Origin of the sequence: Enterobacter sp. HK-058-C-ECC (assembly GCF_047531125.1) — a bacterium.
Taxonomy (GTDB): domain Bacteria; phylum Pseudomonadota; class Gammaproteobacteria; order Enterobacterales; family Enterobacteriaceae; genus Enterobacter; species Enterobacter quasiroggenkampii.
Genome location: NZ_JBLKCH010000017.1, coordinates 28,724 through 43,621 on the forward strand (window position 1 = coordinate 28,724; position 14,898 = coordinate 43,621).

The following is a 14,898-nucleotide window of genomic DNA, read 5'->3' on the forward strand; positions in this document are numbered from 1 at the left end:
CATCCCTTTTCACGTTTCAGGGCACGCGTGATAACGACGGATTGTTAAAATGGGCGCCACACGCGGTGGCGGTTCAGGATTCAGTTAACGCGCGGGGTTCCCCACGCTGAGGGTTTCACAACAAAAAACACCCGCGTCGGCTGGTGATAAACGTCCTGCGTATCGATATAGGGCGCGATCCACAGCCCGGCCGTCTTTTCACCGACGCGAAGCGGCCTCGGGTCCACGATGGACTCGCGCCCTGGCGGCGGCACAGTAACCGGCGTGACCGTGGAGAGCGGCGCCCGTGAGGCCGAGTGCGGCTGCGGGCGGGGGAGAGTCGGCGCGCCCGTCAGCGGTGTATTTCTGGATGCGACGGCATGCACCGGTTCAGCCGTCAGCGTCAGGGGCTGCACGGACCGGGTCCGGAAATTACCCTCAGCCAGGCGTGGCAGCGATGTCGCACCCGGCTTTACCGTGCTGGCCTCCTCCAGTCGTTTGGCTTTCTCATTGGCCTGCTCTATGGTCATGCAGGTATCAGATGTCGTCGCGTTACACTCAAAATCGCTCGTTGTACCGGCACATCCCGACAGCGTCAGGAGACTGGCCAGCGTGAGCGCAACAGGCACTGTCTTGTTCATTTGCGGTTCCTTTACGTGGGGTTATTGTGAGTCGGCCTTCGGCATAAACTGGTTCTGGTTAAGCCTGCCCAGCTGGTTGAGCATCTGGTCGGTACTGAACCCGTTCATGCCGCCCTGCGGGACTGACGGCGGCGGAACCGGACTGCGGTCGCTGCCCTCCGCTTTGCTTCTGTCATTCTCGTGCGCCAGCTCTTCAATGGTTTTCAGCTGAAAACCGTCCTGAAAGACAACGGTCACTTCGTTACCCGCCCCAATAGGAATGACGGGGTGGTACTGCTCTGCGCGTTTGATGTAGTAGTCGCTGAGGGTCTGGGCGGCTTTGGAGGCGCCTCCGCCAATCCCCATCTTCATCACGTCACCCGCGCCGAGGGATGCCGTGGCGCCGAGTCCGACCGAAGGCTGGGACGCGGTCTGCACCCCCTGACCGATGCCGTCAACAAAACCCGCACCCCATGCCCAGCCGAGGATTTTGCCGTTTCGCATCACCACTTCGCCCTTGATGCCGTTTTTACCCCGGAAGCTCACGTGTCCGGCAATGGGCTGGTCGATGGTGACGCCGTGCTTCAGGCAGCTGATGTTGCGGGTGCGTACGATGGCGCGTTCGCTGGACACGTCGCCCCAGGCCTCAAGCCCAATGAAGCAGCCGGTCAGGTCGTAGCTTTTGCTGTTGGGCATTTCCACCCTGCCCGTAATGCGCAGCTGCATCGGCACCGTGGACTCGTTACCGGTTACGGAGGCGTTGGCATCAGCCCCCTCAATCAGCATCGATTTGGCGAAGCTGCCCGATGGGATGTACGGCAGGGACGGACCTTTGCTCTCGTCGCTGCGGGCAAAAGACTGCCGGCGCAGCTGGTTGGGTACGGGAATGGGCTGGTACTGTACCTGCGCCGGCGGCGTGACGCCGTTACCCGGATAGAACGCGGTCGGCGGCGGGACGGCCCCCGTCTGCGGCGGGAAACCGGTCGGCTGCGGCTCACCTTCAGGCCCCGGCGCAGGCACTGGCGGCTGCGGGGCAGGCTCGCCCGATGCGGTGACGGGTTTCGCCCCCAGCGCGCTGACCTGAGCGGAAAGCGCCGCATTATCCTGACTGAGTTTGTCAATCTGGTGTTGATAGCCTGCCTGCCCCTTGCTGAGCAGCTCAAGCTCGCGGCGCATTTCGGCATACTGCTTCTGCATCTCGGAGGCCGTAGCCTGCATCTCGGTCGTGGCATGCTGCTGCACCTTCTGATCAAAGGTGCTGTCCACCACGCCGGTCATATCGGGCGCAGGCTCGCCGGCGGCTGCCGCATCGCTGCTGCCCTCGTAGCGTGCATCCGCCAGATACCAGCCGCCGCCGCCCACCACGCCCACGGTCGCCAGCACGATACCCAGCCAGATAAACTGCTTGCGCTTCACCACTGAATTAATGCTGGCCATCAGCCGCACCTCCGCTGCTGATAACGAAGACCTGCAGGGCGCCGCCCGCCATCAGCTGACGCGAGGCTTCACCAAACAGCACGCCGCGAATACCGCTCTGCCAGAAGTCGCTTTCCGCGATGTTGCGGGCCATCCCGGTATTGTTGGTGACGCGATAGCGCACCACCTTAAGGTGATTACCCACCCAGACGCGCTCGGGGACTGCAGAAAGTCCGGCGGGCGCGTTGAGGGCTTCATGCGTAACGGGGATAGCCTGCCAGCCGGACGGAAGCTGCCCGCCCAGCAGATGCTGGCTCAGGGAAACCAGCGTGGCCTCGTAGGGGGAAGACTCTTCCCAGGTGCGCGCCGCTTCGCCCGTGCCGGACAGCTCGCTGACCAGCTGGATGGTTCGCCCCGCGCCCGCTCGCGGCACGGCCTGTACCGAGAAGTTGAGGCCGCGTTCTGTTTCCAGAATGAACGTGAAGGGCTTTTTGTTGAGGGTACTGACAATCACACCGCCGCTTGCCGTCTGCTCCTGCCGCGTCAGCTCACCGTCGAGGCTGGTCAGGGCCGTCACGCGGTCACCTGCGACCGTAAAAAGGTTCGGGTCGGTGTTGCTGACCGCGATGCTGGCCTGCCCGCCGTTCGTCAGCGGAACAATCGTGGCGGAAAGCGCAGCGGGTGCGGCGACCGTCTGACCGGACGCGAGCATCAGCAACGCCAGCAGCGCACGGCGACTATTTTTGTTCATCGGTGATTTCTCCGAAGTGACTGAGCCAGCTGATGCCGTCCTCGCGCTCGAACTTGAGAACGTACTGTTTCAGCTCGGGATACGGTTTCGAGTCGCCTATCCAGGTCTTCAGCTGGCCCCGCACGTCCACGCGGCTGCTTGCCGGGTAAACCTTCACGCTGGTCATATAAAAAGACGAGTTAACGTTGTTGTCCTTAATGCGCTTCGCATCCTCAGCAAGCCGGATTTTCAGCTCGTTCTGCGCTGCGGGTTTGACATAGGACAGCAGCTGCTCATGAGAGGCATCAACGGTTTCCGGGGTGACATTGAGGCGAAGGGCGATAAGCGACAGGGCCATCTGTTGCAGATAGGAGGCATCTGCCTGGTTCTGCGACACGGCAAACGGCGCGTTGAAAAGCATTGGCGTGACGATAGACTTCTGCTCATTCTGAAGGCGGTAGTTGTTGACGGCCTGAATAACATTGGTGGTGATGCTTCCCAGAATCACCACCCCCATGGCAATAAAGCCGATGGCAATAACCCGCTGTGTACTTAATCGTGCTCCGTGTTCCATCTGATTATTCCTGTCTATTTAATCCACTGGCGGTAGCATGAGTCGGGTACATCATGAAAAATCCCCCTCAGCAGTGAGGTCGGCATATACCAGTAGACCAGGTCCCGCAGCCATGAACTGCCCCGCCCTTTCTTAAGCTTTTTAATTCCGAGATAGGCCAGTACGGCAGCGATAATTCCGGGAATATAATGCTGGGTCCAGAATCCCCACCCCAGGCAGATAATGGCCGGAATAAGTTCATCCACAGGAAGGCCAAACCAGCGGCTCTGATTCGTCAGGGTTTCGGGAAAGCGATATTTTTTGAGAGATTCATCTGCCATATATGTTCCGTCTCCGGTACAGCTGGCAGTATGGAAATACCTGCCAGCCGGATTACAGGCAAAGCCCTCCCGTGAATGCTCGTGAAGGGCATTCAGAATTAAACCGGAATTTAATAGTCGGAAGTGGCTCTGAACGGCTGTCGCTGGATATCAGTATCCTGCGACAGACATACCTACCGTGACGAATACGGACAGGATCGCAAAGCCCGCCAGGAACTTGAGGTTCTTGGTCGTCATATACATCACGGCCCCTACCAGGACTTCGGCAAGAATAACCCACTTAACCACGCTGGAATCTTTACCAAATGTACCTTTAACGGTTGCATCGCCGCTGGACATCAGATCTTTACCCGCAGTCGAGGCCAGAACCGTTTCAGGGAAAAACGCAGCAAGGGCTGCGACAGGCAGGGCAAACTTCAGCGCTTTGAGTAACGCGACTTTGCTGAATTTTTTCTTTGCAGGGGTCGCGGGTACAGCGTTAATAACAGACACATCAGTCATATTCATTAATCCTTTAATTACACCGGATAGATTTGTTGAAATAAAAATCCTAAAAAACTAGTTTTGTGACTTGGGTTCAAGATTGTTTGGGATCACCTCCGCCATTTCAGAGTTATAGAAATCAGGGAATTTTTCCAGGTGGTCACGTAACCGAATCAGCGCTTCAGCTGATTTAGAACGACCACTTCTGTCCTTCGCCTTCAAAATAAGAAGATCGGTTTGTGGGTCAAGGTAGATCGACATAGTTACCGTTGGGCCACGAAGCCTGTGACGTCTAATCATGTTTTCCCTCTCAACATATTCCTGCGTCAGGATAGTGACACGTGAAATACAATTTATTCAATACCGAGTTTTCTACACTGTTTTATTAACAAAGATTTAACATTAAGCACCTTGAGTACTACTGACGTCATTCTTATATAAACACCATTCTTCAGACAAAAGAATCTGAAGTCATCATAATCAGGGAAATGCTTTCTAATTTCTTTTTTAACACTAGCAAGCCTATTAGTAATCGCAGATTCAGAAACTCCAAGGCACCTCGACATAGTATGAAGCTGAAATCCGAGAACAGAAAAACATAAAGTAATCATTTTTTTCGTTGTCATTTCAGAAAGAAAAATGTCCACATCAAAGCTGTCATTCAGTACCTTAGTGTTTACCTTGAATAATGCCTGGTAATCTGGAAAATAATTTATAAGCCATATAGCATAAAGATCCCCATCAATTAAACGTATTTCGACTCTCAATTGATAAAACTCACCGTTAAAGTTAAAGGTACGACATAGTGCTGTTTCAGGTCCCATAACAAATGCCTCTAATTCAATAGATGATAGTTCGAGTTCAACCTCGTCAGAATCGAAGCTTATACCTGAAAATGATTTCGAAAGTGGATGAAAGAGGTCGGAAAAAGCATCATTTTTATAAATTACTTTTCTGGATTGATCGCGAATACAAAAAGGTAGTGATGAGGAATTATAAAGGCCATTAAAATGACTTAGAACATCATCTAATGATTGACTTGATTGGGAGAGATCTCTAGGATCGCGCGGGTGCATTGAAGCCTCCTCTGAAGGTTTCTGTGTATAGTCGGTACACTCGGGGTAGTAGCCCGGTGTACCGGCGACCCACCAAATTGAATGGCGGGCATCAAATTTTACTTATGTCTGCATAAAATATATCAATTACTGACGACAAAGTCACTCAAAAACAGCAGATCTAAATCCTATTTATCAAACATTTTCAGCTAATTATCTTGAGACTCTTCCTCCTGTGGGAAGAATTTTTCAACAATCTGTTGCACATCTTCACGTATACACGTAACCATATCCCTGAAATCAAATTTTTCATTTCCAGCAAGATGTGGACTCAGCGACTCCATCGCCAGCAGCTTGCTGACAATAAATTGAGTTTTCATTACATTTTCAAGGATAGTTTTATTATAGAGCGCCTGATTAAATGAAGACTCTTTTCTTTCCATCTGCGCTTCATAGACCCGAAGACCAAGTTCGACCAGCATTGATGCAATGCTCGAAAAACTTACATCTTTATCTCTCGCTCCTTCAGCGCGACGTTTTTCCGCGATTACTCTTATTTTCTCTGACACTTCATCGCTTACATAGACCTGAACTCTGGCCATAATATTCTCCTTATTTATATTTCCAAAACTTCTGTACAACAGAATATTTTGAAAAGCTAAAAATACACGACTCGGCACAGACTCTCTGCCAGAAAACAGACGACTTGCATGCCGACACACACTGTAAAAACTCACGACTCGAATATAGACTCGCCGTAGTAGTAACTCAATGGATTTATTAAAAATAGTCACAAATGACTCTGAGTAGAGTTTTTACCGAGTCGAATAGAACTCACTACCGAGTCGTTTACACACATTAAAATAAATTATTTCACATTACTTTTTCTCTAACTGCATGATTTAAAGAGCCAATCAGCAAAATTTTAATTTTGCGTGGGGTGTGGTGCTTTTGGTGGTGAGGAGTGCATATTAGTTGAGTCTGGGCATGGGATGGGTTAACGTATTTCCGGCATGGTGCCCGGAGGGAAGAAATGAAACGGATTGCTCTTACGTTTTTAACGTTGGCTTTTTCTGGAATGTTGAACGCTGCTGATTGTTTTGATCTGGCAGGAAGGGATTATCATATAGATCCAGATCTGCTTCGGGCAATCTCCTGGAATGAATCGAACTTCCGCACAGACGTTAAAGGCCACAATCCTGTTTCGGGCTTTGGCTCCGGACTTATGCAGGTGGACTCCCAGCACTTTAACGAACTGGCTCGTTATGGAATAAAACCGGAGCATCTTATTTCCGATCCGTGTATGAATATCTACACCGGGGCTTACTATCTTGCAATTGCATTCAAAAAGTGGGGAGTCAGCTGGCAGGCCGTGGGCGCTTATAATGCAGGTTTCAGGAAAACAGAAGAACAGGCGCAGAGAAGATATGTCTATGCCAGAAAAATTGAGGTAACATATCGGGCGATAAAGAATAATAAAAATGCAGCGCAGACTTTTGCAAAACAGTAAAAAGACCTCAACAGGAGGTCTTTTTATTCATCCAGTATTTATGCCGTCAATCAATAGCCCGATAAATTAAATCTGCTTCAGGGTGTTTTATGATACTGATGTAGTCTTTCAGTGCATCCTGACGTGCGACGAGGTGTTTACAGACTTTCGAATATTCAGGCCCCATATCTGCAACCTGCCAGGACAACCAGTTCATGATCATCAGGGTCGCAATAATTCCGGCAGCATCGGCACTGACCGCTGCTTCAAAGTAATTACCGGGAATAACCATGTTATAGCGCTGTTCACCTTCCGGTGCGATATATCCGGTTTGCGTCGTGGTGAATCTGACACAGTTCGGAGCCACGTTTCCTCCGGTGCCCTGCGGAATAATCCAGTAATTCCAGAAACCGCCATCATAATCTGAATGCTGACGTAACCAGCTGGCAATCATGTTATCAGCAGAAGGCGTAAAAAAGAGCGCAGGAATAAAATCCAGACGTTCATCACCATCTGTAACAGAGTAGCGCTGGCGTTCATCGATTTTAAATTGTTCGGCTGATTCACGAGTGGCGTTTTTGACGTTTAATGTGTGCATTCTGGTTTTCTCCTCATTGGATTATTACATCGTTCGACTTCATCACTGAGCGGCGAAGGGCAATGAGCAGCTGACAGAAAAGAAATAAAGGGGCGCGCAGCGTTTATATACCCCTTTATTTCTTTTCTGTCTGATGCTAAAAGCAGCCCTCCGCGAACTGATGAAATCGGACGATAGTCACGCCAGGAGAATACACACATCCCGTAACGGAAAATCGGCGTAAGACGAATTATCGTTACGGGCTTCAGAGTGGAGGTAATTTATTACCGCCACGGTGAAAGCGGTGCATCCATTCTGGATGCAGCAAGCGTGAATTTGAATTTGCGTCAGGATGGACGCCCGAAGGGCGGAGACGGTTTACCGGCTCCGTTCACGACAGCCGTGTCCCTTCAGGGACGACGCCCGGAAAAGAAAGGATAATATCCATATCAGCGGCAGAATAATAAAGACCATCGCCAGCAGGAAAATGAAGAATAGTAATCAGCTGACCAAAAGACAGGAACCTCAGACAACCTCGCGCCGGAATAACGCAGGCAGCGCGTCAGCGCAGCCTGCTTATTCTGCGCCGCAGGCGCGCGGCCTTAGATTCCACGAAAGGCAGGCTATTCCCCTGCCCTTCAGGCTGGCTATGCGGCTTTATTCATGCCGCGCAAAAATTCGCGCATCGCACTCACCCGGCGCTGGTCTTCCAGGCGTTTGTCAAAGTTGTTGATATAGTAAACGGGCGTATAGCGAACCCTGTTAAGCTGCATTGTGAGCGTATTACCCGTGACCACCTCGGCAGGAATACCCAGCAGGGAAAGCTGAATAAACGCCATATCGGCCGCAACAGGATCGATATCGATGCAGCTCCCGAACATATGTTCAGACGGGTTATAGCCCGCCTCCAGCAGATATTCCGCATACGCCACAATCATTCCCGCCGCACCGCTTGCCGGATCGCTGACGGTAACGAATCCCTCACGGCGTATCGTTTCGTCAACGTCCGGCATCAGCAGCCTCGCCAGCAGTGACTGGACGTGATACGGCGTGAAATACTGTCCGTTACGGTCGTCACCAAGCTCAAGCTCCATGAAGATCGCGCCGAGGAAGTCGTGGAATTTGGCCTCCAGCGCGCAGACCATCAGGCAGAAAAGCGTATGCAGGTTGCTGATATCGCTCGCACTGTACTTCGCGCAGATTTCACGGCTGCGATCAATGTTCTCCGGCGTTCTTATCCGCGCCATATCCAGCTCGCTGGCCGCCAGCGTGATAAAGTCGCTGAACACCTCCCAGCGGCGCAGGCTGCGGGCGGTATCCATGAACACGCTGATAAACTGGCGGCGTGCCTGGTCGATTGTCATCATCCGGTGCGGTATCGGCTGCGCATTCACGGTGGGCAATACGGGTTTAACGGGTGTTAAGGGTGCGGCTTCTCTCGCCTGGTCAAAGAAGCTGGCAAAACTGAGTTGAGACATCGTTCCTCCTTAAATGCCGCCCCGTAAGGAGCGGCTCAGTTATCAGTTAAATGCCCGCTTCAGTTCGAGCGTGCGTAACACCTGCCCCCACTCGCTCACTCGCATGGCAGGAATACGAACGGAGCGCCCCTTCTTCCGGCAGTGCGCAATGTGACGACCCAGCGCCCGCATTTCGGCGCTGATTTCGTCACGGTCGATATCACTGCGTTTAATACGCACCTGTTTTTTTACGGGCGCGTTTTCCGCCTCAAGCATATGGACATACAGGGCGGTCGGTGTAACAATTGACGCTCTACCGAAATGATTCATAGATATTTCCTTTTGGTTGAGGCCGGATTCATCGTTCCTAGGCGAATAAATCCGGCGGGATATGGCAGACGAAAGTCTGCCTTTTTCATTTCTGGCGCTGCTCAACCTCCTTAACGCGTGCCAGAATCTCCGCGTGGTCAAGGTTGCTGTAGTCACGCATCCGGTAATAACGGATACCGATCCGTGCGTAGATTTCGGTGACGTTGCCGCAGACCATTTCCGCCAGCATGAAGGTTTCACACTCGCCGTTCTGACTGCTGCGCCAGTTCATCGGATACATCAGCCCCAGCGCATCATGGAAGGCGTGCACGTCGATTTCGACGGGCGCGGTCAGGTATGACTTTTCGCGGCTCAGCCAGTACGCGCGTTCGGCCTCACTGGTCGCGTAGATACCTGCTTCGGCACTGGATTCGGTCAGATTTAAGTGCATGGTTTATCTCCTTCTGGTTAATGGCGTTGATGTTTCGCCGTGGTGGTTATTCGTCGAACGTGATGCCGGAAAAATGCGCCATCAGATGCAGCATGTCGGCAATGTCATCTACTTTTTGCTGAATGGCTGGCGTGGCTTTCAGGATGCGCGTTACAGCGGTTCTGAGTTCGCCCATATAGCGGTTTGCAGACTCGCCCAGCGCCGTTTTGTCCGTATTGTTCTGGTACTTCATCAGGGCTTTACTGACGAGGGTTTGCAGGGTATCAAGCTCTCTGAGCGCGTTTTTCTCCCATGCGTCGAAGCTGGATGTGCTGTTCGTGTTACCGTTGCTGATGCTCATGATGTTTCTCCGTTGTGACTGGTGGCATCCCCTGCTACCAGCCGATTAAGTAATCAGTAATCCGCCGCCAGTTCGTTCATCAGTCCGGCACACTCACCATGTGCACGGTCTTCTTCCGCCAGCGTCAGCGTGTAACCCCGCTTCGACGCCGCACCGATGAAAACCGGACGATCTTTAAGCGGCAGTTCGACGAGATAACGCATGGCCATTCCCAACAGGCGGGACTCGTAAATCTCGTAGTGCAGGCCACATCCCCGGTTAGCCTGTATTTCCATACGGGCCAGCACCACGTCCGCGCGAATAACATCGAACGGGTTACGAGAATGGATATTGCGCACAAAGCCATCAGTACGCAGGGACGAGGTTTTCACCCATCTTTCGGAAGATTCTTTGGTGGCGGTTTTGACGTTGACGTTCTGTGTGTTCATCCTGCTTTTCCTCTTATCTGGTGGTTAATCCATCTCTCGGTGAGTTCCCTGGCGGCAAAGGGCAAAGGAGCAACGGCGAGGCGGCAGGAGAAGGGCGGAGACAAAACTTTTTGCGGTCCTTCGCAAAAACTTTTGGCGGAGTTCATTTCACCCTTCGGATGACGACGCGACGGTGCTACGACCAGCCCTCCGCCCGGGAACGGACGCGAGATGGCTCACCAGAGGTATGAGAAGAGGATGAACACACCCGACACGGCGGAACGACGTGGCGTCACCTGAGTGCCGGCGGCTTTATCGCCGGCATGGTGAAAGCGGCGTGACCGGAACGGTCACTGCGAGCAGGTGTTGACGTTGCGACAGTGGGATGGAAGCCCGTCAGGGCGGAGACGGTTTACCGGCTCCGTTTACGACAGCCCCGGTTTCCGTCAGGGAAGTCGCCCGCAGTCATGGCCAGTGACCGCGTCCGACGACAGGCAAATTTGAAAAGATGATACAGACAACTGCCACCATAATTCGCAGCGTCCGTTCTTCAGAGGAGATTCACAGCAGGGTATTACAAAGCGTAAGGGGCATAAAAAAGAGCCGCTATACCGCAGGCATAACCGCTCTTTTTACTTTCCTGCCCTCACGCTGGCGTATTCTTTGTTACCTTCGCCGCCAGAACACCCAGCCACTGACCAGAAGCAGAACACCGCACAGCACCGCCAGATTCGGCAAGATGGTGTCGAATGCACTGCTGAAAACTTCATCGGGGTTATGTTCCCCCCAGAATTCCAGCTTGTATCCGATGCCCCAGACAGAAAACGCCAGTCCAGAAGCCACAATTCCCCACTTAAAGAGAAACACGAGCACGTTGTCCAGCATACCAGGCGGATCGCGCCAGGTGATAACCAGCGCAATCAGGGCACAGATTGCCACCCCGGCATAGTACGCCGTACTTCCGAACATCTCCGGCGCCGCGTAATGTATGACCAGCGTAAACAGGCCATTTAACAGCGCGACCAGTATCCAGTATCTCATCTCTAAACTATCCCTTTTAAGCACCCTGCCGACCGTATTCTGGCAAGATATGATATCAGACTCAGTGAGGCGACTTTCCCCGAAAATATTCAGGCCGTGCCGTCAGTTCCCGCTCAATCAGCTCATCAGCAAACAGGGGCGCGATCCTGTTAACACGACGCGCCAGATTCCGTCGGCGGGTGGCCGCCTTACGCTCGTCGGTCCAGCGCCTGATCTGTCTGTCACACAGAAAATCCACGCAGACGGCATATCCGGCTCCTGCCACCCACAGTGACATCACGGACTCAGGGGCGGGTTTCCCCGCCTCCACCACTTCTGACGCCAGTTCAGGTTCACCGGGACAGGGACCGGGACGCTTCCAGCGCAGCGAGTAACGCCACTTCATACCCGGCTCCGCATTGTCAGCTTGTTGGGTACCATCCAGCGCTCCAGCTGCCTGACAGACTCAGTGCTTTCCCTTGCCAGCGCATCCGTTTCGGCCATCACCGTCCAGAAAGGCTGACTCTCCATCGTCCAGCGCTCCATTGGCTCCAGTGACGGGAAACGCTCGCTCCAGCGCCAGAACATCTCCTCCAGGTCGTACTGGCGCAGCTCAGTCCCCGACCAGCGCGCGCTCCAGCTGCTGACCGTTTCCGGCGTATGGAATGCCAGCTCAATCTCCGCCTGCCCCGCCAGCGCCTGGTACGCCCGCTCACGCTGACACCGTTCTTTGTGCCGCTGGCGGGTGTATTTTTCATCCCGCAGGGCGTCCTGACAGCGAACCCGCTCGGTCTGCTGAAAGGCCACCTCCGGAAAGAGGCGCTGTCCGGCACCGACAGGAAGTGGAAGCCAGCAACGCGTCCCGCGACTTTCAATCAGGGCATCGATGGCACTGAGCCAGCTGTCCCTGCTGCCTCGCAGCTCCCGCGCCGTCAGCACCGGCGCAAAATGATGGATTTCCCTGAGTGAGATGCGCGTGCTGCCCATGAGCCGCCGGAAAAAGGCGCTGGCATACGGATACGCCGTGGACACCGCGCCGCGCGACCGCCTGCTCTCAACTTCCGCGATGGCCTCCATCGCGGCGCGTCGCTCAGGGCTGAAGGGAACCAGTGACAGGTTTGCAGGTATCATGCCGCGCCCTCCGCTGCCAGGATACTGATGATGCTGGCCTGACTGTATCCGTCCGCATCAAGACGCGCCGTCAGGCTGACGGTGTGGCTGACAAGCTCCGGCTGGTAGCTGTTCAGGGTACGAATGACGGAGAACGGACGACCGCTGGCGGGCACAAACACCACCATCCACGCCGGACTGATGGCACCCGGACTGCACACGGCAATATGGTAGTTGCCGTGCGGGGGCGTAAAGCGCACCTGCACGGGGAAGAAGCCGCCGAACTCGCTGCGGTACTCGCCGTTCACATCCCAGTTTTCAGGGCAGGACAGGTCACGCATGACGGCGTGGGTCAGTTCGCGGCGGAAGTCTTCGCCGCTGTCCCGCCAGTCCTCAAACTCATCACAGGACATCGTTTTCAGTACATCGGGGGTCAGAATAGTGCGCATGGGTATCTCCTTATTGCCGCCCCGCAGGGCGGCTCTCCGTTATCAGGCGGCATGTGCCGTGTTGGTGGTGTCGTTGTCAGTGCTATCGGTATCGGAAACCTCGTCGTCAGCACCGGATTCAGCCGCTGGCTCTGGTCCTTTCAGCCATGCCGGAACCCAGCGGGTGTGCTGCATAAAGTGCTCCGCATGCGCTGCTGCATCGCCCTTCTTCATCTTCTCCGCGTCACCCGCCGCGCCCGTCAGCCCCGCCTCTTTAAGGGAGGCCACAATCTGAGGATGTTTCAGGCTGCCGAAGTAGTTGTCCTTCGTCGGCTGCCACCAGTCGCGCAGGTGGAAGCCGATTGCCGCCTCGACCGTATCGAGGGTACTGCGCGAGGTGTGCCCCATATCGCGGGTCTGTACCCCGTCAACGGAACAGGCCGTGCAGAAGGCCATCAGCGACATCAACACCCCGCCGTCAAGGGCAAAGAAGGTGGTGAAGTCCTTCTCCCACCCTTCCGGCAGCAGGGCTTTCAGCCTTGCCTGTTCGGTCATCAGGATGTTAAACGCTGCGCCATCCTTACCGGACGGGGCGTTCTCCGTCAGACTGCTGTGGGAAACAGTCAGGCTGATTCGGAACGGGTGCGTCGTGGTCAGACAGCCTGAAAAGACGCAGGTACACATGCGCCAGACCATCAGTGCCACTGCCTTTTCGGGCTGCTGCATCAGCGCCGCCTGGGCTGCCAGCGTACGCTCGGAGGTCATTTTCGTGAGCAGCGGAACGCTGATCCCCTCTGCGGCGTCGGGCTGGCGTGAGGTGAATGGCACCGTTACGCTGCTGGTTACGGTTTCTTCCGGCATATCCGCTTTCAGGCGCACACCGCGCTGCACGTACACCTGCCCTTCGTACAGGCTGACCATCACTCCCGCGCCTGACTTCATGTCGTCAGTCCACGCGCTGGCCTCTGCCGCCTCCTGAATGGCGAGGATGTCCGCTTCGATCGCATCTGACTCGTCGCAAACGCTGTCATATGTGTCGTACTGCTCCCGCAGCGCATCAAGACGCTGCTGTTGTTCAGGGGTGTACACCGGATCGGGTTCAGCAGGCTGAACGAACTCCTGACCGTCTTCGCCGTGGTACCAGATGCGGGCTGCGCGTCCGCGACTCCATGCCCAGCCCTCACGCTGCTGAATGTCCTGCGCGATACGCTCCAGCTTCTCCTGCACCAGACGCTCAACCAGCACGCTGTCTGCCGTGCCGTCGCCCTCGTCCTGGCTGAACAGATCTTCACGAACGTAACCCCCTGCCGCCTCATACGCTTCGCGCCCGATAAACCGGAATTTGGTGTTGTCGGTGCGCATCTCGGTTTCGGTAATGGCGCGTTTAATCAGGTGTGCGGGCGCGTTCGACCAGCTGACCTTCACGCTTTCAAATACCTCAACCTGACGGGCAGGATCGTCCTCGAGACAGAGCGCCTGACACTGCTCAACGGTCAGTTCGTCCTGTGCGAGCTTATCCATCAGGGACGGGGCGAGGTTTGCCAGCTTCAGCATGCGCTGCACGTGGCGGGAGCCGAAGCCGAGCGCATCGCCAATCTGCGCGGGGGTTTTGCCCTGCTCTGCCAGCGTACGGAAACCTGCGATCTGCTCGGCGGGATGCATGGCGGCGCGCTGCTCGTTCTCAGCGATGGAGGCAAGGGCAGCAATGTCGTCTGAGACGCGTTTCACCATGACGGTATGATCGGCCGCAAGACGGTCTTCCTGCGCCAGCAGATTCAGGGCAGTCAGTCGGCGGCCACCTGCGGCCACCCCGGATTGCCCGTCCGCAAGGGTGTGAACAATCAGGTTCTGCAGCAGTCCGAGCGCCTCGATGGAGTCGGCAAGACCGCGAACGCTGTCCACGGAATACGGGATGGTGCGCACGTTCAGCGGGGATTTAGTGAGACTGGACAGCGGAACATACTCGATGACAGCGGCCTCAAGGGCGGCCTTCAGGGCTTCTTCCTGCGCCTTCGTGATTTTTTTGCTGCTCGCTTTTTTGGGGGCTTTTGCTTTAACATCGGTTACTGACATAGTTAATACCTCACTGATTGATGATTGTCCGGCCCTGCGGAGTGGCTGCTCCGGCAGGGC

The 14,898-nt window shown here is 54.7% G+C and carries 21 protein-coding genes; 1 reads left to right on the forward strand and 20 read right to left on the reverse strand.

Annotated features, from left to right (window positions below; translation table 11 throughout):
* Positions 1–80: 80 nt before the first annotated feature.
* The 9 genes from traV to traM form a co-directional block, all read right to left on the reverse strand.
* A complete protein-coding gene (gene traV, locus ACMWJS_RS21135) occupies positions 81–620 on the reverse strand; it encodes a type IV conjugative transfer system lipoprotein TraV (protein WP_414747524.1) in 540 nt (179 codons plus the stop codon).
* A gap of 21 nt (positions 621–641) precedes the next feature.
* Positions 642–2,036, reverse strand: coding sequence for an F-type conjugal transfer pilus assembly protein TraB (gene traB, locus ACMWJS_RS21140; RefSeq protein ID WP_414747525.1), 1,395 nt, complete (start codon positions 2,034–2,036; stop codon positions 642–644).
* On the reverse strand, positions 2,023–2,766 hold the full coding sequence (gene traK, locus ACMWJS_RS21145) for a type-F conjugative transfer system secretin TraK (protein WP_202762246.1): 744 nt from the start codon (positions 2,764–2,766) through the stop codon (positions 2,023–2,025). Before traK ends, traB begins: the two co-directional genes overlap by 14 nt.
* Entirely contained in the window at positions 2,753–3,319 is a 567-nt protein-coding gene (traE, locus tag ACMWJS_RS21150; RefSeq protein ID WP_016247535.1) for a type IV conjugative transfer system protein TraE, read from the reverse strand. Before traE ends, traK begins: the two co-directional genes overlap by 14 nt.
* Before the next feature lie 14 nt (positions 3,320–3,333).
* The gene (gene traL / locus ACMWJS_RS21155; protein WP_045911931.1) at positions 3,334–3,639 is read right to left on the reverse strand and encodes a type IV conjugative transfer system protein TraL; all 306 of its coding nucleotides are present in this window, start codon (positions 3,637–3,639) and stop codon (positions 3,334–3,336) included.
* A 150-nt stretch (positions 3,640–3,789) separates the two neighbouring features.
* Positions 3,790–4,140 (reverse strand): type IV conjugative transfer system pilin TraA, encoded by a 351-nt coding sequence (gene traA, locus ACMWJS_RS21160; protein WP_058610053.1) that lies wholly within the window; start codon positions 4,138–4,140, stop codon positions 3,790–3,792.
* A 57-nt stretch (positions 4,141–4,197) separates the two neighbouring features.
* The gene (locus ACMWJS_RS21165; RefSeq protein WP_008324165.1) at positions 4,198–4,422 is read right to left on the reverse strand and encodes a TraY domain-containing protein; all 225 of its coding nucleotides are present in this window, start codon (positions 4,420–4,422) and stop codon (positions 4,198–4,200) included.
* 53 nt (positions 4,423–4,475) lie between these two features.
* Positions 4,476–5,198, reverse strand: a complete 723-nt coding sequence (locus ACMWJS_RS21170) for a PAS fold family protein (RefSeq protein WP_414747526.1) — start codon at positions 5,196–5,198, stop codon at positions 4,476–4,478.
* Between the two features lie 188 nt (positions 5,199–5,386).
* Complete coding sequence (gene traM / locus ACMWJS_RS21175; RefSeq protein ID WP_008324167.1) at positions 5,387–5,779, reverse strand: conjugal transfer relaxosome DNA-binding protein TraM; 393 nt, start codon at positions 5,777–5,779, stop codon at positions 5,387–5,389.
* A gap of 431 nt (positions 5,780–6,210) precedes the next feature.
* Between traM and ACMWJS_RS21180 the strand changes: the two genes are divergently transcribed.
* The gene (locus tag ACMWJS_RS21180; protein ID WP_414747527.1) at positions 6,211–6,687 is read left to right on the forward strand and encodes a transglycosylase SLT domain-containing protein; all 477 of its coding nucleotides are present in this window, start codon (positions 6,211–6,213) and stop codon (positions 6,685–6,687) included.
* 46 nt (positions 6,688–6,733) lie between these two features.
* Here ACMWJS_RS21180 and ACMWJS_RS21185 read toward each other — a convergent pair whose 3' ends face one another.
* The 11 genes from ACMWJS_RS21185 to ACMWJS_RS21235 all read right to left on the reverse strand — a co-directional run bounded on the left by ACMWJS_RS21185 (position 6,734) and on the right by ACMWJS_RS21235 (position 14,838).
* On the reverse strand, positions 6,734–7,264 hold the full coding sequence (locus tag ACMWJS_RS21185; RefSeq protein WP_414747528.1) for an antirestriction protein: 531 nt from the start codon (positions 7,262–7,264) through the stop codon (positions 6,734–6,736).
* Between the two features lie 626 nt (positions 7,265–7,890).
* Positions 7,891–8,607 carry an N-6 DNA methylase gene (locus tag ACMWJS_RS21190; protein ID WP_414747536.1) on the reverse strand — a complete coding sequence of 239 codons (717 nt, stop codon included), beginning with the start codon at positions 8,605–8,607 and terminating at the stop codon, positions 7,891–7,893.
* Positions 8,608–8,763: 156 nt separating this feature from the next.
* A complete protein-coding gene (locus ACMWJS_RS21195; protein WP_032648903.1) occupies positions 8,764–8,976 on the reverse strand; it encodes a hypothetical protein in 213 nt (70 codons plus the stop codon).
* Between the two features lie 139 nt (positions 8,977–9,115).
* Positions 9,116–9,460, reverse strand: coding sequence for a hypothetical protein (locus ACMWJS_RS21200; RefSeq protein ID WP_125885552.1), 345 nt, complete (start codon positions 9,458–9,460; stop codon positions 9,116–9,118).
* 46 nt (positions 9,461–9,506) lie between these two features.
* Positions 9,507–9,800 carry a hypothetical protein gene (locus ACMWJS_RS21205; RefSeq protein ID WP_414747529.1) on the reverse strand — a complete coding sequence of 98 codons (294 nt, stop codon included), beginning with the start codon at positions 9,798–9,800 and terminating at the stop codon, positions 9,507–9,509.
* 53 nt (positions 9,801–9,853) lie between these two features.
* Positions 9,854–10,228 carry a hypothetical protein gene (locus ACMWJS_RS21210; RefSeq protein WP_165723305.1) on the reverse strand — a complete coding sequence of 125 codons (375 nt, stop codon included), beginning with the start codon at positions 10,226–10,228 and terminating at the stop codon, positions 9,854–9,856.
* A gap of 645 nt (positions 10,229–10,873) precedes the next feature.
* Positions 10,874–11,248 carry a hypothetical protein gene (locus ACMWJS_RS21215; protein ID WP_040218564.1) on the reverse strand — a complete coding sequence of 125 codons (375 nt, stop codon included), beginning with the start codon at positions 11,246–11,248 and terminating at the stop codon, positions 10,874–10,876.
* A 61-nt stretch (positions 11,249–11,309) separates the two neighbouring features.
* Positions 11,310–11,633 (reverse strand): hypothetical protein, encoded by a 324-nt coding sequence (locus ACMWJS_RS21220; protein ID WP_057069613.1) that lies wholly within the window; start codon positions 11,631–11,633, stop codon positions 11,310–11,312.
* Complete coding sequence (locus ACMWJS_RS21225; protein WP_414747530.1) at positions 11,630–12,358, reverse strand: plasmid SOS inhibition protein A; 729 nt, start codon at positions 12,356–12,358, stop codon at positions 11,630–11,632. The genes ACMWJS_RS21220 and ACMWJS_RS21225 overlap by 4 nt, the downstream gene beginning before the upstream one ends.
* Complete coding sequence (gene psiB, locus ACMWJS_RS21230; protein WP_032637363.1) at positions 12,355–12,786, reverse strand: conjugation system SOS inhibitor PsiB; 432 nt, start codon at positions 12,784–12,786, stop codon at positions 12,355–12,357. Before psiB ends, ACMWJS_RS21225 begins: the two co-directional genes overlap by 4 nt.
* Positions 12,787–12,828: 42 nt before the next feature.
* Complete coding sequence (locus ACMWJS_RS21235; RefSeq protein WP_414747531.1) at positions 12,829–14,838, reverse strand: ParB/RepB/Spo0J family partition protein; 2,010 nt, start codon at positions 14,836–14,838, stop codon at positions 12,829–12,831.
* Between the last annotated feature and the right edge of the window lie 60 nt (positions 14,839–14,898).

What these genes read in the sequence shown, in the direction of transcription:
- ACMWJS_RS21205 (WP_414747529.1), bottom strand. Translation starts at nt 9,800, where the DNA reads ATGAGCATCAGCAACGGTAACACGAACAGCACATCCAGCTTCGACGCA.
- traE (WP_016247535.1), bottom strand. Translation starts at nt 3,319, where the DNA reads ATGGAACACGGAGCACGATTAAGTACACAGCGGGTTATTGCCATCGGC.
- ACMWJS_RS21190 (WP_414747536.1), bottom strand. Translation starts at nt 8,607, where the DNA reads ATGACAATCGACCAGGCACGCCGCCAGTTTATCAGCGTGTTCATGGAT.
- ACMWJS_RS21180 (WP_414747527.1), top strand. Translation starts at nt 6,211, where the DNA reads ATGAAACGGATTGCTCTTACGTTTTTAACGTTGGCTTTTTCTGGAATG.
- ACMWJS_RS21235 (WP_414747531.1), bottom strand. Translation starts at nt 14,838, where the DNA reads ATGTCAGTAACCGATGTTAAAGCAAAAGCCCCCAAAAAAGCGAGCAGC.
- ACMWJS_RS21200 (WP_125885552.1), bottom strand. Translation starts at nt 9,460, where the DNA reads ATGCACTTAAATCTGACCGAATCCAGTGCCGAAGCAGGTATCTACGCG.
- ACMWJS_RS21220 (WP_057069613.1), bottom strand. Translation starts at nt 11,633, where the DNA reads ATGAAGTGGCGTTACTCGCTGCGCTGGAAGCGTCCCGGTCCCTGTCCC.
- traK (WP_202762246.1), bottom strand. Translation starts at nt 2,766, where the DNA reads ATGAACAAAAATAGTCGCCGTGCGCTGCTGGCGTTGCTGATGCTCGCG.
- ACMWJS_RS21165 (WP_008324165.1), bottom strand. Translation starts at nt 4,422, where the DNA reads ATGATTAGACGTCACAGGCTTCGTGGCCCAACGGTAACTATGTCGATC.
- psiB (WP_032637363.1), bottom strand. Translation starts at nt 12,786, where the DNA reads ATGCGCACTATTCTGACCCCCGATGTACTGAAAACGATGTCCTGTGAT.
- traV (WP_414747524.1), bottom strand. Translation starts at nt 620, where the DNA reads ATGAACAAGACAGTGCCTGTTGCGCTCACGCTGGCCAGTCTCCTGACG.
- ACMWJS_RS21225 (WP_414747530.1), bottom strand. Translation starts at nt 12,358, where the DNA reads ATGATACCTGCAAACCTGTCACTGGTTCCCTTCAGCCCTGAGCGACGC.
- ACMWJS_RS21215 (WP_040218564.1), bottom strand. Translation starts at nt 11,248, where the DNA reads ATGAGATACTGGATACTGGTCGCGCTGTTAAATGGCCTGTTTACGCTG.
- ACMWJS_RS21210 (WP_165723305.1), bottom strand. Translation starts at nt 10,228, where the DNA reads ATGAACACACAGAACGTCAACGTCAAAACCGCCACCAAAGAATCTTCC.
- ACMWJS_RS21170 (WP_414747526.1), bottom strand. Translation starts at nt 5,198, where the DNA reads ATGCACCCGCGCGATCCTAGAGATCTCTCCCAATCAAGTCAATCATTA.
- traB (WP_414747525.1), bottom strand. Translation starts at nt 2,036, where the DNA reads ATGGCCAGCATTAATTCAGTGGTGAAGCGCAAGCAGTTTATCTGGCTG.
- ACMWJS_RS21185 (WP_414747528.1), bottom strand. Translation starts at nt 7,264, where the DNA reads ATGCACACATTAAACGTCAAAAACGCCACTCGTGAATCAGCCGAACAA.
- traL (WP_045911931.1), bottom strand. Translation starts at nt 3,639, where the DNA reads ATGGCAGATGAATCTCTCAAAAAATATCGCTTTCCCGAAACCCTGACG.
- traM (WP_008324167.1), bottom strand. Translation starts at nt 5,779, where the DNA reads ATGGCCAGAGTTCAGGTCTATGTAAGCGATGAAGTGTCAGAGAAAATA.
- ACMWJS_RS21195 (WP_032648903.1), bottom strand. Translation starts at nt 8,976, where the DNA reads ATGCTTGAGGCGGAAAACGCGCCCGTAAAAAAACAGGTGCGTATTAAA.
- traA (WP_058610053.1), bottom strand. Translation starts at nt 4,140, where the DNA reads ATGACTGATGTGTCTGTTATTAACGCTGTACCCGCGACCCCTGCAAAG.